Source organism: Actinokineospora sp. UV203 (genome assembly GCF_056323665.1).
Map to the genome: position 1 here is coordinate 2,338,903 of NZ_CM150484.1, position 22,867 is coordinate 2,361,769.

Annotated in this window: 23 protein-coding genes and 1 tRNA gene; 12 read left to right on the forward strand and 12 right to left on the reverse strand. The window is 69.2% G+C overall.

What is annotated here, in order from left to right:
- Positions 1-64 precede the first annotated feature (64 nt).
- The 4 genes from ACUZ2Y_RS10750 (at position 65) to ACUZ2Y_RS10765 (ending at position 3,408) form a co-directional block, all read left to right on the forward strand.
- Entirely contained in the window at positions 65-586 is a 522-nt protein-coding gene (locus tag ACUZ2Y_RS10750) for a hypothetical protein (RefSeq protein ID WP_476329386.1), read from the forward strand.
- A 58-nt stretch (positions 587-644) separates the two neighbouring features.
- On the forward strand, positions 645-1,574 hold the full coding sequence (locus ACUZ2Y_RS10755) for an oxidoreductase (RefSeq protein WP_476331718.1): 930 nt from the start codon (positions 645-647) through the stop codon (positions 1,572-1,574).
- 45 nt (positions 1,575-1,619) lie between these two features.
- Positions 1,620-2,621 (forward strand): lipoyl synthase, encoded by a 1,002-nt coding sequence (gene lipA / locus ACUZ2Y_RS10760; RefSeq protein ID WP_091371824.1) that lies wholly within the window; start codon positions 1,620-1,622, stop codon positions 2,619-2,621.
- Between the two features lie 136 nt (positions 2,622-2,757).
- Positions 2,758-3,408, forward strand: coding sequence for a DedA family protein (locus ACUZ2Y_RS10765; protein ID WP_476329389.1), 651 nt, complete (start codon positions 2,758-2,760; stop codon positions 3,406-3,408).
- A gap of 13 nt (positions 3,409-3,421) precedes the next feature.
- On the opposite strand, the gene tsaA is transcribed toward ACUZ2Y_RS10765, so the two are convergent.
- From tsaA to ACUZ2Y_RS10795, 6 genes are all read right to left on the reverse strand, one after another.
- Complete coding sequence (gene tsaA, locus ACUZ2Y_RS10770) at positions 3,422-3,835, reverse strand: tRNA (N6-threonylcarbamoyladenosine(37)-N6)-methyltransferase TrmO (protein ID WP_476329391.1); 414 nt, start codon at positions 3,833-3,835, stop codon at positions 3,422-3,424.
- 14 nt (positions 3,836-3,849) lie between these two features.
- On the reverse strand, positions 3,850-4,824 hold the full coding sequence (locus ACUZ2Y_RS10775; protein ID WP_476329393.1) for a DUF3558 domain-containing protein: 975 nt from the start codon (positions 4,822-4,824) through the stop codon (positions 3,850-3,852).
- A gap of 75 nt (positions 4,825-4,899) precedes the next feature.
- Positions 4,900-5,433, reverse strand: a complete 534-nt coding sequence (gene cpt, locus ACUZ2Y_RS10780) for a chloramphenicol phosphotransferase CPT (RefSeq protein ID WP_476329395.1) — start codon at positions 5,431-5,433, stop codon at positions 4,900-4,902.
- Between the two features lie 45 nt (positions 5,434-5,478).
- Positions 5,479-5,553, reverse strand: a tRNA-Val gene (locus ACUZ2Y_RS10785).
- A gap of 40 nt (positions 5,554-5,593) precedes the next feature.
- A complete protein-coding gene (locus ACUZ2Y_RS10790; RefSeq protein ID WP_091371855.1) occupies positions 5,594-6,058 on the reverse strand; it encodes a peroxiredoxin in 465 nt (154 codons plus the stop codon).
- A 155-nt stretch (positions 6,059-6,213) separates the two neighbouring features.
- On the reverse strand, positions 6,214-6,645 hold the full coding sequence (locus tag ACUZ2Y_RS10795; protein ID WP_476329397.1) for a DUF3052 domain-containing protein: 432 nt from the start codon (positions 6,643-6,645) through the stop codon (positions 6,214-6,216).
- A 299-nt stretch (positions 6,646-6,944) separates the two neighbouring features.
- Between ACUZ2Y_RS10795 and aceE the strand changes: the two genes are divergently transcribed.
- Complete coding sequence (gene aceE, locus ACUZ2Y_RS10800) at positions 6,945-9,713, forward strand: pyruvate dehydrogenase (acetyl-transferring), homodimeric type (protein WP_476329398.1); 2,769 nt, start codon at positions 6,945-6,947, stop codon at positions 9,711-9,713.
- A gap of 108 nt (positions 9,714-9,821) precedes the next feature.
- On the opposite strand, the gene ACUZ2Y_RS10805 is transcribed toward aceE, so the two are convergent.
- On the reverse strand, positions 9,822-11,159 hold the full coding sequence (locus ACUZ2Y_RS10805) for an NAD(P)/FAD-dependent oxidoreductase (RefSeq protein ID WP_476329400.1): 1,338 nt from the start codon (positions 11,157-11,159) through the stop codon (positions 9,822-9,824).
- Between the two features lie 157 nt (positions 11,160-11,316).
- Positions 11,317-12,069 (reverse strand): mechanosensitive ion channel family protein, encoded by a 753-nt coding sequence (locus tag ACUZ2Y_RS10810; RefSeq protein ID WP_476329402.1) that lies wholly within the window; start codon positions 12,067-12,069, stop codon positions 11,317-11,319.
- Between the two features lie 315 nt (positions 12,070-12,384).
- Here ACUZ2Y_RS10810 and ACUZ2Y_RS10815 point away from each other — a divergent pair, with 315 nt between their 5' ends.
- The 7 genes from ACUZ2Y_RS10815 (at position 12,385) to ACUZ2Y_RS10845 (ending at position 19,330) form a co-directional block, all read left to right on the forward strand.
- On the forward strand, positions 12,385-12,951 hold the full coding sequence (locus ACUZ2Y_RS10815; protein ID WP_476329404.1) for a YidC/Oxa1 family membrane protein insertase: 567 nt from the start codon (positions 12,385-12,387) through the stop codon (positions 12,949-12,951).
- Positions 12,952-12,988: 37 nt separating this feature from the next.
- The gene (locus ACUZ2Y_RS10820; RefSeq protein ID WP_476329405.1) at positions 12,989-14,176 is read left to right on the forward strand and encodes a PucR family transcriptional regulator; all 1,188 of its coding nucleotides are present in this window, start codon (positions 12,989-12,991) and stop codon (positions 14,174-14,176) included.
- 140 nt (positions 14,177-14,316) lie between these two features.
- Positions 14,317-15,255 (forward strand): ACP S-malonyltransferase, encoded by a 939-nt coding sequence (locus tag ACUZ2Y_RS10825; protein WP_476329407.1) that lies wholly within the window; start codon positions 14,317-14,319, stop codon positions 15,253-15,255.
- Positions 15,256-15,260: 5 nt separating this feature from the next.
- Complete coding sequence (locus ACUZ2Y_RS10830; RefSeq protein WP_476331721.1) at positions 15,261-16,226, forward strand: beta-ketoacyl-ACP synthase III; 966 nt, start codon at positions 15,261-15,263, stop codon at positions 16,224-16,226.
- 68 nt (positions 16,227-16,294) lie between these two features.
- On the forward strand, positions 16,295-16,546 hold the full coding sequence (locus ACUZ2Y_RS10835) for an acyl carrier protein (RefSeq protein ID WP_091371887.1): 252 nt from the start codon (positions 16,295-16,297) through the stop codon (positions 16,544-16,546).
- A 61-nt stretch (positions 16,547-16,607) separates the two neighbouring features.
- Complete coding sequence (locus tag ACUZ2Y_RS10840) at positions 16,608-17,855, forward strand: beta-ketoacyl-[acyl-carrier-protein] synthase family protein (protein WP_476329410.1); 1,248 nt, start codon at positions 16,608-16,610, stop codon at positions 17,853-17,855.
- A 41-nt stretch (positions 17,856-17,896) separates the two neighbouring features.
- Complete coding sequence (locus ACUZ2Y_RS10845; protein ID WP_476329412.1) at positions 17,897-19,330, forward strand: acyl-CoA carboxylase subunit beta; 1,434 nt, start codon at positions 17,897-17,899, stop codon at positions 19,328-19,330.
- 23 nt (positions 19,331-19,353) lie between these two features.
- Here ACUZ2Y_RS10845 and ACUZ2Y_RS10850 read toward each other — a convergent pair whose 3' ends face one another.
- From ACUZ2Y_RS10850 to ACUZ2Y_RS10865, 4 genes are all read right to left on the reverse strand, one after another.
- Positions 19,354-19,713 (reverse strand): DoxX family protein, encoded by a 360-nt coding sequence (locus tag ACUZ2Y_RS10850; protein ID WP_476331724.1) that lies wholly within the window; start codon positions 19,711-19,713, stop codon positions 19,354-19,356.
- A 180-nt stretch (positions 19,714-19,893) separates the two neighbouring features.
- The gene (locus tag ACUZ2Y_RS10855; RefSeq protein ID WP_476329414.1) at positions 19,894-20,481 is read right to left on the reverse strand and encodes a hypothetical protein; all 588 of its coding nucleotides are present in this window, start codon (positions 20,479-20,481) and stop codon (positions 19,894-19,896) included.
- A 21-nt stretch (positions 20,482-20,502) separates the two neighbouring features.
- Positions 20,503-21,006 (reverse strand): DUF3145 domain-containing protein, encoded by a 504-nt coding sequence (locus ACUZ2Y_RS10860; RefSeq protein ID WP_476329416.1) that lies wholly within the window; start codon positions 21,004-21,006, stop codon positions 20,503-20,505.
- Positions 21,007-21,218: 212 nt separating this feature from the next.
- Positions 21,219-22,691, reverse strand: a complete 1,473-nt coding sequence (locus tag ACUZ2Y_RS10865; RefSeq protein ID WP_476329417.1) for a S8 family peptidase — start codon at positions 22,689-22,691, stop codon at positions 21,219-21,221.
- Positions 22,692-22,867 lie beyond the last annotated feature (176 nt).

The window sequence follows — 22,867 nt, forward strand, 5'->3', positions numbered from 1 at the left end:
CCGTACCGACGGTATGCCGGAAACCCACGGTATGGCGCGGGTCACGGAGGGGAGCCAGGAAGCCATGAGCTGGAACGACTACTACCGCAGGCGCGACGCGATGGAAGCCATCGTCGAGTACGCCGAGAACAACCCGACCGGTGAGCTGCCGTTCGCCGAGGTGCCGGAGGCCGTCGAGGTCTTCACCGGCCCCGAGGAGCTGCTGCTCGCCCTGCACTACAAGTGGACCCTGAAGCTGACCGGCAGGCTCGGCCTGGCGCAGGCCGAGGCCGAACGCGACCCGTCGATCGACCTGGTCGACGCCGTCTCCCGGGCGTGGCGCACCACCGCCACCGAGTTCCCGGTCCTTCGCAGGCTCGTCGACCAGGGCATCGAGGTCTACCCGAGCGCGCTGCGCCCGGGAGTCGAGAGCGAGTACCGCATGCTCGCGCTGGCCGCGGGCCTGGCCGAGCCGCACGAGACCCGCGACGAGATCACCCGGGTCGGCGCCGCGTTCGTCGCCCTGGTGCGCAGCACGCCGGAGCGCCCCGAGCGTCGCAGGCACCCGGTCGAGCAGCTGTTCCGCAGGCTGGTCGCGAGCGCCTGAGCGCGCTCTCAGCCCATCGTTCCTAGGATCGGTGGGAGCCGACGCCCTGGAGGGCACGATGACGTGGTCCGAAGCCGACATTCCCGATCTGAGCGGACGCACCGTCCTGATCACCGGGGCCAACTCCGGCTTAGGACTTCGTAGCGCGCAGGTGCTGGCGGGAAAGGGCGCGCACGTGTTCGTCGGCGCCCGGTCGCTGGAACGCGGCCGGGCGGCGATCGCGGCCATCGATGGCGCCGCCGAGTTGCTCGAGATCGATCTCGCCGACCTGGCGTCAGTTCGCAAGGCCGCCGCCGAGGTCCGCGCGCGCACCGGCGATCGACTGGACGTGCTGATGAACAACGCCGGCGTCATGGGGACCCCTAGGGCCACCACCGCCGACGGGTTCGAGCTGCAGATCGGCACCAACCACCTCGGCCATGCCGCGCTCACGTGGCTGCTGATGCCCGCGCTGCGCGGCGTCGACGAGGCGCGGGTGGTGACGCTGTCGAGCATCGCCCACCGCTCCGGCCGCATCGACGTCGACGACCTGAACTTCGAGCGTCGCGGCTACAACGCCGCCGCCGCGTACGCGCAGTCCAAGCTGGCGAACCTGCTGTTCGCCGTGGAGCTCAACCGGCGGCTCCTCGCCGCGGGCGACACGGTGATCAGCGTGGCGGCGCATCCCGGCATGACCGAGACCGACCTCGCCGTCAACTCGGCCCGGCTGCGCGTCCCCGGACCGCTCAGCGGCGCGGTGTCCAAGGTCGTGAGCCTCGGCAACAAGCTCATCACCCAGTCCGTGGAACGCGGCGCGCTCCCCCAGCTCTACGCCGCCACCGCGCCCGACGTCCAGGGTGGCGAGTACTTCGGTCCGACCGGACCGGGTGAGGTCTTCGGCGCCCCCGGCCGGGCGAAGCCGAGGGCAGCGGCGGTCAACCCCGATCTTGGCCGGACATTGTGGCAGCGGACAGCCGGCCTGACCGGCGTTTCGCCGGACCCGGAGTGACCCACGTGATACCAGTCACGCCGATCGTGGGCGTAGCCTGACGCCGTGACGGTTGCGCCTGAGGGTCGGAAGATGCTGCGCCTGGAAGTGCGCAACAGCCAGACCCCGATCGAGAAGAAGCCTTCGTGGATCAAGACCCGCGCGAAGATGGGGCCCGAGTTCCGTGAACTCAAGGGCCTCGTCCGCCGCGAGGGCCTGCATACGGTCTGCGAGGAGGCGGGCTGTCCCAACATCTACGAATGCTGGGAAGACCGCGAGGCCACGTTCCTCATCGGCGGTGAGCAGTGCACGCGGCGCTGCGACTTCTGCCAGATCGACACCGGCAAGCCATCCGACCTCGACCGCGACGAGCCCCGCCGCGTCGCCGAGTCGGTCCAGGCGATGGGCCTGCGCTACTCGACGATCACCGGCGTCGCCCGCGACGACCTCGACGACGGCGGCGCGTGGCTCTACGCCGAAACGGTCCGCCAGATCCACGCGCTCAACCCGGGCACCGGTGTCGAGCTGCTGATCCCGGACTTCAACGCCGAGCCGGACCAGCTGGCCGAGGTCTTCGGCTCGCGCCCGCAGGTGCTGGCGCACAACCTGGAGACCGTCCCGCGGATCTTCAAGCGCATCCGCCCGGCGTTCCGCTACGAGCGCTCGCTGCAGGTGATCACCGAGGCGCGTGACTTCGGGCTGATCACCAAGTCGAACCTGATCCTCGGCATGGGCGAGACGCCGGAAGAGGTCACCGAGGCACTCAGCGACCTGCACGACGCGGGCTGCGACATCATCACGATCACCCAGTACCTGCGCCCGAGCGTGCGCCACCACCCGATCGACCGGTGGGTCAAGCCCGAGGAGTTCCTGCAGCACAAGGAAACCGCGGAGGCGCTCGGCTTCGCCGGGGTCATGGCCGGGCCGCTGGTGCGCTCGTCGTACCGCGCGGGCCGCCTCTACACCCAGGCCGTCGAACACCGCGGCGACGAGGTCCCGGAGAACCTGCGGCACCTCGCGCAGGCGGGCTCGGCAAGCCAGGAGATCAGCGCGCTACTCAAGCGGTAGTCAGACCACGGGATGACCCCTGAGATCGGATCTCGGTCCGATCTCAGGGGGAACCCTGTTATGCCAGGCTCCCTCCAAACGAGAGACTTCGTGCGGCGCCGGGTGGTCCGGCGCCGATTCTTGAGGGGGATCGACCGTGGCTTTGGTTACCGACGTGCTCGAATGGCTCCAGGCGTTGCCGCAGCCTGCTCTCGTGGCGGCGACAGGCGGTCTGGTGCTGGCGGAGTGCACCATCGGCTTGGGCTTCATCGCACCGGGTGAAGCGGGGCTGCTGGTCGCGTCCACGACCGTCAACAGCGCGCCGCGCTTCCTGTTGCTGTGGCTCGTGGTCACGGTCTGCGCGGGCGTCGGCGACTCGGTCGGCTACTTCATCGGCCGCCGCTTCGGCCCGAAGCTGCGCGAGACGAAGCTGATCCAGAAGTACGGCACCGAGGGCTGGGACAAGGCCACCGACATCCTCCGCAGGCGCGGCGCGTGGGCGGTGTTCTTCGCCCGTTTCATGCCGGTGGTGCGCACGCTGACCCCGGCCGCGGCGGGCACGTCCGGCCTGCCGTACCGCAAGTTCCTGCCCGCCGTGGTCGCGGGGGCGGCCTGCTGGTCGGCCATCCACATCGGCATCGGCGCCGCCCTCGGCGAAGCCGCCAAGCGCATCGAGGGCGCGCTGTCGACCGGCGGCATGGTCCTGCTCGGCGTGGTCGTGATCGGCGGCGTCATCGTGCACACCGTCAAGAAGCGCAAGAAGAAGACCGCTGTCACGGAGGAAGCGGCGCTCGAACCCGTCGCATGAATGTTGGGCGAGGTCAGCGCTCGCCGACCTCGCCCAGCACCGGTTTCACGTCGATGACGGGCGTCCCGTCGATGGCTTCCAGCCCGCGGACCACGAGCGTCGTACCGTCAACACTCTCGATCGAGACCCGGTGCAAACCCACCGGATTGGGCCGATCCGGCGAGCGGGTGGAGAACACCCCGTGCAGCGCGCGACTGGCGTCGCCGCGTGGGTGAACCGACAGCACGTCCCGCCTGCCCTGGTGCAGCCAGGTGAGCACCAGCACGACATCGCCCGCCGTCAAGTCGGCCGCTGCCTCCGCAAACTCGGCGTCCAACACGATCCGCGCGATCGGCGCACCTTCGTCGCCCTGCTTCGGCGCGTCCGCCCGGTCGGTCAGCGGCGACTCGACCCGGCCCACCGGCCGGAGCAGGTACTGATCACCCATCGCCCCAGTGTGCCTCAAGAGCCGGCGGGCAGCTGCGGCCAGACGAGCGCGGCCAGGTCGCGGGCGGCGACGCAGGGGTCCGGTTTGTCGATCTTGGCGGAGACGTAGATCGTCATTGTCTCGCGGGTACCCGGCGCGTCCTCGATGTTCGCCGTCACCAGTTCGCAGTAGACGACCTTGTCGCCTTTCGACGTGGACACAAAGGACGGTCGGCCCGCGATCGTCTCCGGGGCGTAGGACTCCTCGTCCAACGGCCAGTCGCTGATGTCCGCCGCGAGTTCCAGCTCCGCGTCCAGGCCCCACCTGCACCGGTGTTTGGTGGGGGTGCCGATCTGATGCCCGTACGTCGTCGGCATCGCCTTGTTGATCTGCTGCCCGGTGAGGAGCCTGCACGGGTCGACCCGGCCGAGCGAGTTCGCTGCGAAGTCAGTGTGCTTCACCCGGCCCTCGACGATCACGGTCGCGGCGGCCTTGCGAAGGGCGTCGGCGATGTCGCAGAGGTCGTCCTGGTCGACCGCGGGCTCGTCCTCGCCGGGCTGGGTCCGCGCGGCGAACGACAGCACCGCTTTGCCGTCCTTGAAGAAGATCCCGGTCTCACACCCACCGTCGATGTCGTCATGCGGCCCGACGCGCAGGGGGTCGGGCAGCCAGTCGCGGCGTTCGAGGTCGAGGCTGTGGATGTTGGGCGGCGGGTTGACGAGTTCGACGCTCACCTGGATGTCCTCGCCGTCGGCCTCGGCGTAGAGGACGCAGTAGTCGAGGGACCCGAACTCCACGTTCTGGTGGCGGGTCAGGTCTTTGATCGCTTTCCCGTCCAGCAGGCTACAGAAGTCGACGGTGCTCAGCTCACCAAGCCCGCCGTCGACGCCACCCAGCCGCGCCGACAGCGCGCCGGCGGCCTCATCGGGCACCGCCGAGCCCGACACCACAGACGTACACGCGCCCAGCGTCACCACAGCGCAGAGCAGCACAACACCACGACGCCACATGCGCCCCGAACCCCCAGTTCAACCACCCAGTCACACCCATGTCGACCGAGCACACCCAAACATTACAAACGGGACCTACCGCACACGGGCGGCGATGGCCCGAGCACACTCCAAAGCCTCGGTGTGCGTGGTGTCAACCTCGAAGTCGTAGGCGACGCCTTCGTGGACCATCTCGGCTTGCGCCGCGGCCATCCCGAAGATCCGATCCCCCCGCGCGATCTCGCGGCCCTCAGCGACCGCGCTCGCACACCGAACACCCACCCACAGGACACGCAGGTCCCCGAGCCCGTCCTTCCACCGCCCCTGGGACGCCGCACCGCCGAGGAAGACGTCATCCACGACGATCCTCGCCCCGGCACGCGCCATCGCGGCCACCCCCGCGATCCACGCCGCCTCCAGCGACCGGAACTCCGGCCCCACAACCACCGCCCCATCCGGCGCGAAGTCGATTCCCTGGGCCGAGGTCCGCATGGAAACGGGCATCGCGTCAACCAGCGTGTCGACCGCGAGCACCAACCAGGGATCCGCCAAGACGGCTTGCAGGCACCGCGCGATCCCGGACTTGCCGGAACTGGAGCCCCCGTTGAGCACGATCACCTGAGTCGTCACGGCGCCACAGTAGAGGCACACGGGTGTCGACAGCGTGGATTACTTTGGTGGGCGCAGCAGGATTCGAACCTGCGACCGCTCGGGTGTAAACCGAGTGCTCTCCCGCTGAGCTATGCGCCCGCACGCCGGTGCCTCAAACAAGCACCGGTCGTGGAAGAACTTAACCCTTGAGCGACGAGACGGCCTTCTTCCAGGCGTCCTGGTCGCGGGCTTCGCCCGGGGCGTTGATCTCGGCGAACTGGACGACGCCCTCGGTGTCGATGAGGAACGTGCCGCGGTTCGCGAGGCCGGCGGCTTCGTTGAACACGCCGTACTCGGTCGCCACGGCGCCGTGGGGCCAGAAGTCGGACAGGAGCGGGAAGGTGTAGCCCTCCTGCTCGGCCCACGCCTTGAGGCTGAACGGGGTGTCCACGGAGACGCCGATGACCTGGACGTCGCTGTCGGTGTAGGTCGACAGCTCGTCGCGGACCTGGCAGAGCTCACCGGTGCAGATGCCGCTGAAGGCGAACGGGTAGAACACCAGCAGGACGTTCTTGGAACCCTGGAAGTCCGACAGCTTCACCGGCTGCTTGTTGTAGTCGTTGAGCGTGAAATCCGGAGCCTTCGACCCGACCGCGACTGCCATGACCCGGCATCCTCCTGGAAATTTGGGGCGCGCGTGGGCACCCGCCAATCGTGCGTGTGGTTTCACCCTAGGCCACTGGCCCGCTCGGGCACCGTGACGTCCACCTCGTGGACCGGGGAGACCCCTACAGCGGGGGCCTCCCCGGGTCGCACGGCTCAGCGCTTGGCTTTGACCGACTTGGGCGACACCAGCCTCGTGCCGGACCAGTCGGGTCCGACGCTGATGCTGGAGGTCTGTGCGAGTCCCGCGGTCGGCACCGCCTCGGCGATGTCGCTGGGCTCGACGTGTCCGTCGCGGCCCGTCTTCGGGGTCAATACCCAGATCACGCCGTTCTCGGCGAGCGGGCCGATGGCGTCCATGAGTGCGTCGACAAGATCGCCGTCTTCCTCACGCCACCACAGCAGTACGACGTCGACTACATCGTCGGCGTCCTCATCGAGGAGATCGGAGCCAATTCGCTCCTCGATGGCGGCACGGAGATCGTCGTCTACGTCCTCGTCCCAGCCGATCTCCTGGACAACGGTGCCTTCTTCGATCCCCAGTTTGTCGGCGACGCCAGCATTGCCGGTGTCTCCCGCGGCCACCACGGTGTCACTCCTCCAGTTGATTTCGCACGGTCATCAGGCCCCATCTTGGCCTGTCCGACCGCGTAACGCCTGTTCGGTTAGGCGATAGCGAACACTGAGTGTGGCCACCTGCGCAACCGTGGAGTCCCCGACACGCCGCAAACAGGCCTTCGCAGCTGCTCTGAGGCGTGTCCTGACACCCGTACTGACCAGTAACGATGACGGCGGCGTCGATTCAGACGAACATGGCAGAGTGTCCCCTCGCGCGCGTTAACGCGCGCGCGATTTATATACACCTTCGAAGCAGGCTGGAGCTCGAGTTGCCCACCCAGAACAGCAACCCAGGCACTCCCGAGCGCGTGCGCGTGATCCGCGACGGGCTCGCGGCGCATCTGCCGGACATCGATCCGGAGGAGACGTCGGAATGGCTGGAGTCGTTCGACGCCGCGCTCAAGGGCGGCGGGCAGCAGCGTGCCCGGTACCTGATGCTGCGGCTGCTCGAGCGTGCCCGTGAGCGCCACGTCGGCGTCCCGTCGCTGACGAGCACGGACTACGTCAACACCATCCCGACCGACCGCGAGCCGTGGTTCCCCGGCGACGAGGAGGTCGAGCGCCGCTACCGGGCGTGGATCCGGTGGAACGCGGCGATGACCGTGCACCGCGCGCAGCGACCCGGTGTGGGTGTCGGTGGTCACATCTCGACGTACGCCTCATCGGCGGCGCTCTACGAGGTCGGCTTCAACTGGTTCTTCCGGGGCAAGGACCACCCCGGCGGCGGCGACCACATCTACGTTCAGGGCCACGCCTCCCCCGGCATCTACGCCCGCGCGTTCCTCGAGGGCAGGCTCTCGACCGCGCAGCTCGACGGGTTCCGCCAGGAGCTCTCGCACGCTGGCCCCGGCGGCGGCCTGCCGTCGTACCCGCACCCGCGGCTGATGCCCGACTTCTGGGAGTTTCCGACCGTCTCCATGGGCCTCGGCCCGATGAACGCCATCTATCAGGCCCGGTTCAACCGCTACCTGCACGCCCGCGGCATCTCGGACACCTCCGACCAGCGCGTGTGGGCGTTCCTCGGCGACGGCGAGATGGACGAGCCCGAGTCGCGCGGCCTGATCCACGTCGCGGCCAACGAGGGCCTCGACAACCTGACCTTCGTGATCAACTGCAACCTGCAGCGGCTTGACGGCCCGGTCCGCGGCAACGGCAAGATCATCCAGGAGCTGGAGTCCTACTTCCGCGGCGCGGGCTGGAACGTCATCAAGGTCATCTGGGGCCGCGAGTGGGACTCGCTGCTGCACGCCGACCGCGACGGCGCCCTGGTCAACCTGATGAACCAGACCCCCGACGGCGACTACCAGACGTACAAGGCCAACGACGGCGCGTTCGTCCGCGAGCACTTCTTCGGCCGCGACCCGCGCACCAAGGCCCTGGTCGACCCGATGTCGGACCAGGACATCTGGAACCTCAAGCGCGGCGGCCACGACTACCGCAAGGTCTTCGCGGCCTACCAGGCGGCCACCGAGCACCACGGCCAGCCGACGGTGATCCTGGCCAAGACGATCAAGGGCTACAACCTCGGTCCGCACTTCGAGGCGCGCAACGCGACGCACCAGATGAAGAAGATGACCCTGGACGACCTCAAGCTGTTCCGGGACACGCTGCGCATCCCGATCGAGGACGCGGAGCTGGAGAAGGACCCGTACCTGCCGCCGTACTACCACCCCGGCCAGGACTCGCCCGAGATCCAGTACCTGCAGGAGCGCCGCCGCCAGCTCGGCGGCTACCTGCCCGAGCGCCGCTCGAAGGCCAAGGCGCTGGTGCTGCCCGGCGACCAGATCTACGACGTGATCAAGCGCGGCTCCGGCAAGCAGGAGGTCGCCACCACGCAGGCGTTCGTCCGGCTCGTGCGCGACCTGGCCAAGGACAAGGAGATCGGCGCGCGGATCGTGCCGATCATCCCGGACGAGGCGCGCACGTTCGGCATGGACTCGATGTTCCCGACGCAGAAGATCTACAACCACCAGGGGCAGCTCTACACCTCGGTGGACGCCTCGCTCATGCTGTCCTACAAGGAAAGCGAGACGGGCCAGATCCTGCACGAGGGCATCAACGAGGCGGGCTCGACCGCGTCGTTCACCGCTGTCGGCACGTCGTACGCCACGCACGGCGAGCCGATGATCCCGATCTACATCTTCTACTCGATGTTCGGCTTCCAGCGCACCGGCGACGGCCTGTGGGCCGCGGCCGACCAGATGGCGCGCGGCTTCGTCCTGGGCGCCACGGCGGGCCGCACGACGCTGACCGGTGAGGGCCTGCAGCACAACGACGGGCACTCGCTGCTGCTGGCGGCGACCAACCCGGCGGCGGTGTCCTACGACGCGGGCTGGTCGTATGAGATCGCGCACATCGTCAAGGACGGCCTGCGGCGGATGTACGGCGAGCAGGCGGAGGACATCTTCTACTACCTGACCGTCTACAACGACCCATACCAGCAGCCGGCGGAGCCGGAGAACCTCGACGTCGAGGGCCTGCTGCGTGGTCTCTACCGGTACCTGGACGCGCCCGAGGGCTCCGGCCCGCGCGCGCAGGTCCTGGCCTCCGGCGTGGCGATGCCGTGGGCGGTCAAGGCCCAGCAGATGCTGGCCGACGAGTGGGGCGTCCAGGTCGACGTCTGGTCGGCCACGTCCTGGGCGGAACTGCGGCGCGAGGCGGTCGACATCGAGCGGCACAACATGCTGCACCCCGAGGCCGAGCCGCGGGTGCCGTACGTGACGTCGGTGCTCAAGGACAGCCCCGGCCCGGTGGTCGCGGTGTCGGACTGGATGAGCGCGGTGCCGGACCTGATCCGCCCGTGGGTGCCGACCGACATGACCACCCTGGGCACCGACGGGTTCGGCTTCTCCGACACCCGCCCGGCCGCCCGCAGGCACTTCCTCGTCGACGCCGAGTCGATCACCGTCGCCGTCCTGGCCGCGTTGGCCCGGCGCGGCGAGGTCGACCAGTCGAAGGTCGTCGACGCGGCACGCAAGTACCGCATCGACGACGTCACCGCCGCAGGCCCCCAAACCTCCGACCCCGGCTCCGCCTGACAAACCCCCGCGAGTCGCCCCTTCCAGCAAGTGAGTCGCCCCTCCAGGCGAACGAGTTCGACATTCGCGCCATCGCGAATGTCGAACTCGGTTGCCGGAGGGGGCGACTCACTTGCCTGGCGGGGCGACTCGCGGGTGGGTGGTAGTGGTCTCCACCATGGCGGCCCAGTCGCGGCGCGGGTCGTGGATCTGGCCAAGGGAGACGACGTCGCGGCGGAGGAGGAAGGCCATGAGCCAGTCGGCCAGGACGCGGACCTTGCGGTTGAGGGTTGGCACGCGGGTGACGTGGTACGCGCGGTGCATGAGCCACGCGATCAGGCCGCGCAGGCGGATGCCGTAGATCTCGGCGACGCCCTTGTGCAGGCCGAGGCTGGCCACCGAGCCGGCGTGGGAGTGCTTGTAGGGCTTGGGTTCCCGGCCGCGAAGTGAGCGGATGATGTTGTCCGCCAACAGTTTTGCCTGCCGCACCGCGTGCTGGGCGCTCGGCGCGCACCAAGCACCATCGGCGGACAGGTCGGGCACGGCGGCGCTGTCGCCCGCGGTCCACAGGTCCACATAGCCCGGCACCCGCAGCGTCGTCGAGGCGACCAGCCGGCCACGCGGGTCGACCGGCAGCCCGCTGGCCTGAGCCAACGGATTGGCCCGCACACCGGCCGTCCAGACGACGGTGTCGGAGTCGAACTCCTCGCCGTCGCTGAGCACGATGTGTCCATCGACCATGCTGGTCACCGTGGTGTCCAACAGAACCCGCATGCCACGCTTCTCCAGCCGGCGAACGGTGTAGGTGGCCAGCGACGGGCTGACCTCCGGCATGATCCGGTCGGCGGCCTCCACCAGCACCCAGCGCATGTCCGACGGCGCCAACTCCGGGTAGACCCGCATCGCGAACCGGGCCATGTCCTCCAACTCGCCGAAGGCCTCCACCCCGGCATACCCGCCGCCCACGACGACGAACGTCAACGCCCGGCGGCGCACCTCCGGATCGGTCGCGCTCGCGGCGACGTCGAGCCGGGACAACACCTGGTTGCGCAGGTAGATGGCCTCCCCCACGGTCGAGAACCCGATCGCGCACTCGGCGAGCCCCGGCACCGGCTGCGTCCGCGCCACCGACCCCGCGGCCAGCACCAGAACGTCGTAGGCCAGTTCGGTCGGCACACCCTCGGCAGGCACAACCGTCGCCACCTTGCGGCGGTGATCGACCCCCGTGACGGAGCCCGTCACCACCCGGCACCCGCGCAACACCTTGCGCAGCGGCACGACAACGTGGCGCGGCTCGATGGAACCGGCCGCCGCCTCCGGCAGGAACGGCTGATAAGTCATGGTCGGACGGGGATCGACGACAGTCACGGTCGCCTCACCGCCCCGCAACTTCTTCTGCAAACGGTACGCGGCGTACAGGCCCACATAGCCCCCGCCGACGATCAGGATGTGCGGTCGCTCGGTCATGCCACGAGCGTGTCCCGGTCAAGCCCGAAGATCATCCCGCTGGAGAGCGAACCCCACTCCCCCACAGGTGTGAGCCAGTCCCAGCAGGCACAGGACCAAAGTCCCGACACGGAAACGGCGGCGCCAGGCCAAAGCCCGACGCCGCCGCGAAATCCGACTAACGACGCGAATCGTGCGCCGGACGTTCCATCGTCGCCTCGACAGTGGGCGGAGTCTCCACCCGCGGCCGCGGCGCGTGATCAGTCGTGCCCATCTGCGACTGCGCGCGCTCGATCCAACCACCCCACCGCTCCGACATGGGCTTGATGAGGCCACCGCCCAGGCCGACGATCAGGATGCCGCCGATGGTCGCCAGCACCGTGATCAGCACCGGCATAGTCACCGTCGTCGCGATGTTCACCTGGTTCAACGCCGCGATGACACCGAACGCGATGATGAAGACATACGCGACGGTGCCCAACATCGGACCAAACGGCCGGTTGCCCAGCGCGCTCGTGATCAGGTCACGAACAACCTTGCCGACCGCCGCCGCCACGATGAGCAGCACAACCGCCACGACAATCCGCGGCAGGAACGCGATGACATCGTTGAGCAGCGCACTGACCGGGTTCGACTCACCGAACACCCCGAACGCCAACTGCAGTGCGATCAGCAGAATGAAGTAGTAGACCAACTTCACCAAGATGTTGCCGACATCAACCCCGGAATTGCGGGCCAGACCGGACATCCCGGTCTTCTCCATCAGCTTACCGAAACCGAGCTTGCCCATCACCATGGACAAACCCTTGGCCACAGCCTTCGCGATGAGCCAGCCGATCAAAAGAATGATGAGAAAGCCGAGGAGCTTCGGCACGAACGTGGCAACCATCGACCACGCCGCACCCAACCCTTCCCGCAGTTCCGCACCCATGATGTGTACCTCCTAGGCCCCCGACGGGCAGATCTCTGTCCCGGGAGATCGTTTCCCACGTCACCCGCCCCGGCAACCGCAACACATCCCACGAATGGGTTAAAACCGCCGAATCACATGGCACCACCGCCAAGCTCTATCCATAGTGGAACCACCGGTGGGGACCGGGGAGATGGGCCGCCCGGCATCGAGCGCACCGAAATGCCGGGCGGCCCGCCCGATTCCGCCTACGTGTTCGCGGAATGCGCTCACCGGGTGGGGGATCGGGCGTCATTTGTCCTGGGGGGCGACCCCCAGACCCCCACGGTGCGATCGGTGACCATCCCAGCCCTGCCGGACCACCAGTGCGGGCTCGCGCTGCGCGCGTCGGGGTGCGTAAACAACGGCTGGGTCGCACACGGTGCGATCGGGGACCAACCCAGCCCTGCCAGACCACTGCGCGGCTTCACCCCCGGCGCCCAGTCCAACTACGTGTTCGACCGCGCCGGTGTGGACTCGTTCCTCAGCGCGGACCTGTTCGGCGCCAAGCTGGGCAACTGGCTCAGCCAGCCCGCCGCCGAGCTGATCGCCTTCGGCACCGACCGGGCGCACATGCTCGCCGTCGGCGTGCCGCTCATGATCGTGGCCGGGTTCGCGACGTTCCTGACCATGCGCATGAGCCTGCGGCGCCAAGACGCGACCACTCCACAGATGGCCGCGGTCAGCAAAGCGCTGATGTACCTCGCGCCGATCGGGATGCTGGTCTCCGGAGCGTTCTTCCCGGTGCCCATCGGCGTGCTGTTGTACTTCCTCGCCAGCAATTTGTGGACCTTCGTCCAACAGCACGTCCTCACGAACCTGGTGGACCGCGAGGAGCACCCCCAAGCGACCAAGCGGCGCTGACGGGCCGAAGACGAACACCGTGTGGGAGTGTGGAGAGATGAGTGGGGCGTCGGTTGGTTTGTCCGCCGAGACGTTGGAAGCGGTGGAGCGGGCGTCGGGAAAGCTGGCGTCCGCCGCTGTCGCGGCCATGGAAGCGCAGTTCGCCTGGTTCGTGCGGATGCCCGCCGACCAGCGGGCGTCCGTGCTGCTCGTCGCGCAGAGCGGGGTGGCCGGGTTCGCGGCGTGGCTGCGCAACCCGATGGAAGCCCTGCGGATGACGACCGACACGTTCCGCGGCGCCCCCCGCGACCTGTCCCGCTGGGTCAGCCTGCGGCAGACCGTCGAGATGGTCCGGGTGTCGCTGAAGATCTTCGAGGAGATGGTGCCGGACCTCGCGGCCACCGACGAGGACCGGGCGCTGCTGGGCGAAGCCGTCCTCCGCTACGGGCGCGAGGTGGCGTTCGCCTCCGCGATGTCCTACGCCTCCGCCGCCGAGGCCCGCGGCGCCTGGGACGCCCGGCTCGAAGCCCTCGTCGTCGACGGGATCGTGCGAGGCGACGCCGAGGAGTCGCTGCTCTCGCGGGCCGCCGCCCTCGGCTGGGACCCGGGCGCCGAGGCCACCGTGTTGGTCGGCAACCCGCCGTCCGACGACCCGCCGACGGTTGTCTTCGAGGTCCGCAGCCGCGCCGCCCGGGTCAGCCGACCCGTGCTGCTCGGCGTCCAGGGTTCCCGGCTGGTCGTGGTGCTGGGCGGGCCGACCGAGGACGGCACCGATCGGGAGGTCATGGGCAAGATAGCCGAGGCGTTCGGCGAGGGCGCGGTCGTCGCGGGCCCCACTGTCGCCAGCCTCGCCGAAGCGCACCACAGTTCGGCTGACGCGCTGTCGGGACTGCGGGCGGTCGTCGCGTGGCGGGAGGCGCCGCGGCCGGTGCGGTCGACGGACCTGCTGCCGGAGCGGGCGCTGGCGGGCGACCCGGAGGCCGAGTTCCAGCTCATCGACCGCATCGCGCGACCCCTCGAAGAGGCGGGCGGCTCGCTGCAGGAGACCGTCGAGGCGTACCTGTCGACCGGCGGTGTCCTCGAGACCTGCGCGCGGCAGCTGTTCGTTCACCCGAACACCGTCCGGTACCGCCTGCGCAAGGCGACGGAGCTGACCGGACGGAACGCGAACGATCCTCGCGACGCGCTCGTGCTGCGGATCGCACTGGCGGTCGGCAGGCTGTCAAGGGCTCGCGGGCTCTGGTAGCCACGTTTTTAGTGGTTATCGACACAACTGACAACGAATACCCGTCCGTAGCGTTTACCGCGTGGTCACTTTTGTAGACTCTCTACAACAGAGGCCGCACAACTTGGTGAGTGCCGACATGCGTAACGGAGCCCTGGACAGTGTCTAGTGAGCAGGTGATCGCGCTACTCGCTCCTGGGCAAGGTTCCCAGACCCCCGGCATGCTCAGCCCGTGGCTCGAACTCCCCCGCGCGGCCGACCGGCTGGCGGCTTGGTCGGACATCGCGGGCCTCGACCTGATCCGGCTGGGCACCACCGCCGAGGCCGACGAGATCAAGGACACCGCGATCACCCAGCCGCTCATCGTCGCGGCCACCCTGCTCGCGTTCGAGGAGCTGCGTTCGCGCGTGGAGATCCCCGCGGACGCCGTCATCGCCGGGCACTCGATCGGCGAGTTCGCCGCCGCCGCCATGGCGGGCGTGCTCACCGCCGAGGACGCCATCGCGCTGGCCGCCGTGCGCGGCCGGGAGATGGCCGCCGCCTGTGAACTCGAGCCCACCGGCATGGCCGCCCTGATGCGCGGCACCGAAGAGGCCATCCTCGCCCGGCTCGCCGAGCTCGACCTCGTGGCCGCCAACCGCAACGGCGCGGGCCAGATCGTCGCCGCCGGGTCGCTCCCCGCGCTGGAGAAGCTCGCCGCCGAGCCGCCCGTCGACACGAAGGTGATCACCCTCAAGGTCGCGGGCGCGTTCCACACCCACTACATGGCCCCGGCGCAGCGGGCCCTCGCCGCGCACGCCAAGACGCTCGGCGCACCGGCGCACCCGGCCTTCACCCTGCTGTCCAACCGGGACGGCGCCGCGGTGACCGACGGCGCCGAGGTGCTCGCCCGGCTCATCGACCAGGTCACCAACCCCGTTCGCTGGGACCGCTGCATGGCGACGATGGCCGAACTCGGCGTCGACGGCATCGTCGAGTTCCCGCCCGCGGGCGCGCTCGTCGGCCTGGCAAAGCGGGAACTCAAAGGCACCCCCACCGTGGCCATGAAGACCCCCGACAACCTCGACACGGTGACCGACATGATCGGAAGTAGCGCGTGACCACAATGCGACTCGCCACTGGAGCCAAAGCCAGCCGCATCCTCGGGGTCGGCAGTTTCCAGCCTGAGCGCATCGTCACCAACGACGAGCTCTCGCAGAAAATGGACACCACCGACGAGTGGATCCGGGAGCGCGTGGGCATCGCCGAGCGCCGGTTCGCCGGGCCCGACGAGAAGCTCGTCGACATGGCGGTCATGGCCGGGTCCAAGGCGCTGGCCAACTCCGGCCTCTCACCGTCCGATGTGGACACCGTGATCCTGGCCAACTGCACCATGCCGACCCAGATCCCCAACGGCGCGGCCCAGGTCGCCGACCGCATCGGGATCAAGGCGGCGGGCGCGTTCGACCTCAACGCCGCCTGCGCGGGCTTCTGCTACGCGCTGGGCACGGCATCGGACCTGGTGCGTTCGGGCTCCGCGCGGCGCGTACTGGTCATCGGCGCCGAGAAGCTGACCGACTGGGTCAACCCGGTCGACCGGGCCAACGCGATCATCTTCGCCGACGGCGCGGGCGCCGCGGTTGTGGGACCCTCGGAAGAGGCGGGCATCGGCCCGGTCGTCTGGGGCAGCGCGGGCGACATGGTCGACATGATCGGCATGACCGAGGACCGGCACATCTTCCAGGAGGGCCAGTCGGTCTTCCGCTGGGCGACCACGCGGATCGCGCCGATCGCGCTGCGGGCGCTGGAAGCGGCCGGGCTGCAGCCGTCCGATGTGGACGTGCTCATCCCGCACCAGGCCAACCTGCGCATCGTCGAGTCGATCGCGAAGAAGCTGCGCGCCAAGGGCGCCCGCGAGGACATGGTCGTCGCCGACGACATCGTCAAGTCGGGCAACACCTCGTCGGCGTCCATCCCGATGGCGATGGACCACATGCGCGAGGCGGGCCGGATCAAGCCCGGCGACGTCGCGCTGCTCGTCGGCTTCGGCGCGGGCCTGTCCTACGCGGGACAGGTCGTCATCTGTCCCTGACCACAGGGAAGCAAGAACTCCGGCAGGTGCGGTACCGGCCGGTTTGATCGAACAGGAAGGAACCTGGAATGTCGGAGAAGCCCAGCGACACCGAGATCCTCGAAGGACTCGCGGAGATCGTCGAAGAGGTCGCCGGTGTCGCCACCGACGACGTGACGGCCGAGAAGTCCTTCGTAGACGACCTCGACATCGACTCGCTCTCGATGGTCGAGATCGCCGTGCAGGCCGAGGACAAGTTCGGCGTCAAGATCCCGGACGACGAGCTGGCCAACCTCAAGACCGTCGGCGACGCCGTGAAGTACATCTCCACCAACGCCTGACCGCATACCTCGTTCCTCGGCATTCGAATCCAGTCACCACCCACGCTGCGAAGGAAACCCCATGAGCAACGTCGACGTCGTCATCACCGGGCTGGGCGCCACCACGCCGCTCGGCGGTGATGTCACGACCACCTGGGAAGCGCTGCTCGCAGGCAAGAACGGCATCCGCGTCAACGACAAGGAGTGGGTCGAACGCTACGACCTGCCCGCCAAGCTGGCCGCGCCGCTCTTGGTCGATCCCACCGACGTCCTGCCCCGGGTCCAGGCCCGCAGGCTCGACCGGTGTGAGCAGATCGCGATCATCGCCGCCCGCGAGGCCTGGGCTGACGCCGGATTCGAACTGCCGAGGGACGAGGAAGCGCCGGTCGACCCCGAACGTCTCGGGGTCGTCATCGGCACCGGTATCGGCGGTCCGGTCACCCTGCTCGACCAGTACGAACTCCTCCAGCGCGACGGCCTGCGCAAGGTCTCGCCGCTGACCGTGCCGATGCTGATGCCCAACGGCCCGGCCGCGCACGTCGGCATCGAGCTGCGCGCCCGCGCGGGTGTGCACACCCCCGCCTCGGCCTGTGCGTCCGGCGCCGAGGCGCTCGCCACGGCCTACCAGATGATCCAGAACGGCCGGGCCGACGTCGTCGTCGCCGGTGGCGCGGAGGCGTGCATCCACCCGATCACCGTGGCCGGGTTCGCCCAGTCGCGGACCCTGAGCACCCGCAACGACGAGCCCGAGCGCGCGTCGCGGCCCTTCGACAACGACCGCGACGGCTTCGTTCTCGGCGAGGGCGCGGGCGTGGTGGTCCTGGAGACCGCCGAGCACGCCGCCGCCCGCGGCGCCCGCGTGTACGGCAGGCTCTCCGGCTACGGCATGACTTCCGACGCCTTCCACATCACCGGCAACCACCCCGAGGGTGTCGGCCAGATCAAGGCGATCAGCAACGCCGTGCGGATGGCGGGCCTGAGCGCGACAGACATCACCCACGTCAACGCGCACGCCACCTCGACGGTGGTCGGCGACATCGGTGAGGCCGCGGCGATCCGCAAGGCGCTCGGCGACCACGTCGTGCTCACCGCGCCGAAGTCGGCGCTGGGCCACCTCGTCGGCGGCGCGGGTGCGGTGGAAAGCATCATCACGCTGCTCTCGATCTACTACGGCGTCATCCCCGCGACCCGCAACCTGGAGAACATCGACCCGCGCGTCGGCCTGGACGTCGTCACCGGCCAGCCGCGCAAGGTCGAACTCGCCGCGGCGATCAACGACTCGTTCGGTTTCGGCGGCCACAACGTCGCGCTCGCATTCACCGCCGCCTGACCACCGGGGCTCACCAAGTCCGGAGTTGAGGAGTTCCCCCGATGACCGCTCTGGCCACCAAATCGAGCGAGACGCTTGACCTGGACCCGCGCGACCCGCTGGTCCGGCTCACGCAGCTGCTCGACGCCGGCTCGATGGCGGCACTGCGCCCCGCGGACTCCAGCGGTGTGTTCGCGGTGCGCGGGCGGATCGACGGGGTCAAGGTCATCGCGTACTGCACCGACGCCACCAAGATGGGTGGCGCCATGGGCACCGAGGGCTGCAGGCACATCGTCGAGGCCATCGACACCGCGCTGCGTGAGCGCAGCCCGGTCATCGGGGTCTGGCACTGCGGCGGCGCGCGGCTGGCCGAGGGCGTCGAGTCGCTCGACGCTGTCGGCAACGTCTTCGCCGCGATGATCCGGGCCTCGGGCCGCATCCCGCAGATCAGTGTCGTGGTCGGCCCGGCGGCCGGTGGCGCCGCCTACGGTCCCGCGCTTACCGACGTGGTGATCATGTCCCCGGCCGGTCGGGTCTTCGTGACCGGCCCGGACGTGGTCCGCAGCGTCACCGGCGAGCAGATCGACCAGGAAGGCCTCGGCGGCGCTGACGCGCACGGCCGCAAGTCCGGTGTCGTGCACGTGCTGGCCACCGACGAGCCGGACGCCTACGTCCGCGCCCGCCGCATCACCAGCCTGTTCGCCAAGCCCGGCCTGTTCGACCTGCACGCGGTGCGCGACGAGACCCCGCTGCGCGACCTGCTGCCCGAGCAGGTCAACCGCGCCTACGACGTCAAGCCGCTGCTGCGCGGCATCCTCGACTCCGACGCCCACGGCGTGTCCCAGTTCGAGGAGCTGCAGGCAAAGTGGGCGCCGAACGTGGTGATCGGCCTGGGTCGCCTCGGCGGCCGCACGGTCGGCGTGATCGCTAACAACCCACTGCGCAAGGGCGGTTGCCTGGACTCGCTGTCCGCGGAGAAGGCCGCCCGCTTCGTCCGGATGTGCGACAGCTTCGGCGTGCCGCTGCTGGTCGTGGTGGACGTTCCGGGTTACCTCCCGGGCGTCGGCCAGGAATGGGACGGCGTCGTCCGCCGCGGCGCGAAGCTGCTGCACGCCTTCGCCGAGGCCGTGGTCCCGCGGGTGACCCTGGTGACCCGCAAGTCCTATGGCGGCGCGTACATCGCGATGAACTCCCGCTCGCTGGGCGCCACCGCCGTGTTCGCCTGGCCGGAGGCCGAGGTCGCCGTCATGGGCGCGAAGGCCGCCGTCGGCATCCTGCACCGCAAGAAGCTTGCCGCGGCTGCGGAAGAGGAGCGCGAAGCGCTGCACGTGCGACTCACCGCCGAGCATGAGCGGATCGCCGGTGGTGTGGACCGGGCGATGGCGATCGGCGTGGTCGACGAGGTCATCGACCCCCGCCACACCCGCCAGAAGCTGGCCGAGGCGCTGGCCGCCGCGCCTGCCGGACGCGGAGCCCACGGCAACATCCCGCTCTGACGGGTGGGCGAGGGTCGACTCGATCAGCGCGTGCGGCCCAGCCGCCTGCCGAGCGCCCAGCGGCCCGCGCCCATGAACGCGATCAGCAGGAAGGCCCAGCAATAGAGGACGGCGGGCACCCCGCCGTTCTCTATCGGCCACAGCGCCTTGGGCTGGTGCGCCACGAAGTAGGCGTAGGCCATCGAGCCTGAACAGATCAGAGCGGCCACCCGGGTACCGATGCCGAGCGCGACCGCGGTGCCGCCGACGAGCTGGATGACAGCCGCCCACCAGCTTGGCCACGCGGCGAAATCGGGGACCGACTGCGCGCTCTTGCCAAGCACGCCGAACAGCGTCGCGGCGCCGTGGCAGGCGAACAGCAGGCCGACCATGATGCGGAACAGCGAGAGAACCTTTCCCGGTGTTTGACGAGTTGTGCTTCAACCTGATCCACACGATCCTCCGTCTCAGTGCGAGCCCTTCAGGACTCAGCCACCGTTACGCCGGGGACCACACGTGCGTTCAAGCGCGAATGGAGCAACTTTCTCAGGCCATGAAGTGTTAGTACGGCATTAATTCGATTGTCAGCACCGCTCGTGCCGCGGGGACGCCCCCGTGGGGCCCGCGTCGAGCTTCCACACGTTGGCCTCGACGGTCAGCGGGAAGATCACGTGCCACCTGATGCAGGGCTCCGGCAGTTCCAGCGGTGCGTCGGCGACATCCTGTTTCGAGATGAAGGTCAACATCACCCGCGCGCTGCCCCGAGGGCCGGTGTCGATCCGGTAGACCACGATGCTGCCGTCCTGCGTCGACCGGTAGCTGGCCCGCCAGGTCTCCTCGGGCATGTTCTTGATCCGCTCGGCCGTGACGGTCGTGCGCCACCGCTCGTAGTTCTTGCCGTTGATCGCGTCGAAGTAGGTCTGCAGCAGCTGCCGGACCGTCTCGTACATCGGGTGCTGGATCGCGTCCTGCGTGCCCCGCACGTCCCGGTGCCCGGGTTGCTCACCAGGGGGCAGCGCGCCCGCGCTGGGCAGGATGGCCGAGGGCGGCGGGGTGTTGCGGTCGTCGGCGTACAGCTCGCGGGCGAGCAGGCTCGCGGTCGCGGTCAGCACGACCGCGACCAGCACCGCGGGCCACAACCACGGCTGCCTGACCCCTCGCCCTTGCGCCACAGGTCAAGCGTGCCACAGGGCTCAGCCCACGCGGTGCAGCCAGGTCACCGGAGCACCGTCGCCCGCGCGCCGGAACGGCTCAAGAGCCTCGTCCCAGGACGCCCCGAGGAGCTCGTCGACGCCGAAGGCGAAGGACTCGCCGCCGCGGGCGGACGCGGCCAGCGTGCGCAGCTGGTCCTCACCGACCACGATGTCGCCGTTCGCACAGGTGCGGGCGTGCCAGAGGCCGAGCGCTGGGGCGTAGCAGAAACGTTCACCGTCGACCCCGGTGCTGGGTTCCTCGGTGACCTCGAAGCGGATCATCGGCCACGCCCGCAGGGCGCCCGCGATCTTGCCGCCGGTGCCTGCCTCACCGGTCCACGCGCATTCCGCGCGCAGTTGACCGGGGGCCGCGACCTGCGCGGTCCACTTCAGTTCGGCGCGCACCCCTAGGGTGCCCGAAATAGCCCACTCGACGTGCGGACATACCGCAGACGGCGACGAGTGGACGTACACCACGCCTTGGGTGTTTCCACGGGTGCTCACTGCTGACCTCCGCTGCTCGACGAGGATCGTCTTCCCCTACGTCCTGTCAACCAGCGGCTATCCGCACTGAGCGGAAATACCTGCGGTCATTGTGCCCTGTATCCGGACACTTTGGCCACACGAACTCCGAAACCATCAGATGTACCATGGAAACGGTCCGGGAAACCCGAATGCGGGAGCCATAATCGGCTCCCCGCATTCGACCCCGAGTCTCAGTACGCGCCGAGTGCGGTCGCCGCGGCGACCACGTCGACGAGGCCGGTGCCCTTGTCGAAGCTCGTCGAGTACCCGTTGACGGTCTGGTAGCCGGACCCGTCGGTGTACTTGACCGCGGTGCGCTTCAGGACGTCCTCGATCTCGGCGGGCGTCGCCGTCGGCTTGGCCTGGAAGAGCTGGGCGATGATGCCGGTGATCTGCGGAGCGGCCATGGACGTCCCGCTGATCACGTTGTAGGTGCCCAGGTCGAGCAGGCCCGGCCCGTTGAGCGGCGTGAGTCCGGTCGCGCAGATCGGCAGGTAGAGCCTGCACGCGGAGGCGATGTTCTCACCGGGCGCGGAGATGTCCGGCCAGGTCGACGGGTCGGTCTGGGCGCCGCGCGACGAGTAGTCGGACACCGTGCCGGAGCGAGTTCCGGTGCCCTGGTCGTTGTAGGAGGCCACCGACACGACGCCGGGGGTCGGGTCCTGGCCGGGCGGGTTGGACAGGCTTTCCGAGCCGTCGCCGCCGTCGTTGCCGTTCGCCCACACCGTCATGACGCCCTCCGCCGCCAACTGGCGCTGCAGCTTCACCGTGGCCGAGTTCGCGTCGAACTCGCCGCCGCCGGAGGGGCCGTAGGAGTTGTTGATGGCTTTGATCGGCGGGCAGGTGCTCGCCGGGACACCGGCTCCGCAAGGCGCCCTGTGGTTCTCGAGCACCCAGTTCAGCGCCGCGTCGGCGCCGACGATCACGATCACCGCGCCGACCGAGATCGACACGATCTTCGCGCCGGGTGCGGATCCGCCGACCGTCGTTCCACCGCCGAGGGTGTACGGCCTGCCCGCGGCGATGCCGCTGACGTGGGTGCCGTGGCCGCCGACCGCGAGCAGGTCGGTGTCGACGGAGTTGGTGGTGTCGACGATGCAGCCTGCCCCGACGCTGCTCTCGTCGAGGCACACGCCTTTGAGGCTGCGCACCACGCGGGTCTTGCCGTCGTCACCCTTGAAGGCCGGGTGGGTGGGGTCGATACCGGAGTCGATGACCGCCACCGACACGCCACTGCCATCGAGCTTGCGGCCGTTGGCGCCGGTCAGTGTCTGCTGGGCCGCGAGGCTGCGGGTCGCGACCGTGCCGGAGCTGTGCGCGAAGAGCCCGACCGGGTCGTTGCCCTCCACGTACGTCACACCGGATTCGGCCCGAACGGCCTGGACTTGCGCGGCCGAGCCCTTCGCCACGACGACACCGATCTTGCGGAACGTCGTCACCGGGGTCAGGCCCGCGGCCCGGGTGGCGGTGTCCGCCGCGGTCGCGGAGGTGCCGTGCACCAACACGGTGTGCTGACCACTGGCGCTCAACAGGCCGGCGAGGGAATCGGAGACCGGCGCCAGCGAAGCGGCGGTGGCGGGGACGGCGGCGATCAGGGGAACCGCCAGGACAGCCGCGGCGAGGCAGGCGCGCAGCCGCCGGTCGCGCAGGGAACGACCGAACATGGAACCTCCATGACATTTAATGACACTGGAAGGTGGCATTAACCACAACGACGGTCGACTGATCGGGTGACGACGGCCGTTCGGATCACCCCTGGAGGTCGGCGCAATCGGCCGAACGGGCCCCAGATACCGTGTCCGCATCGGTGAGGCGCGTGACCTGCAAGAGGTCGCGGCCG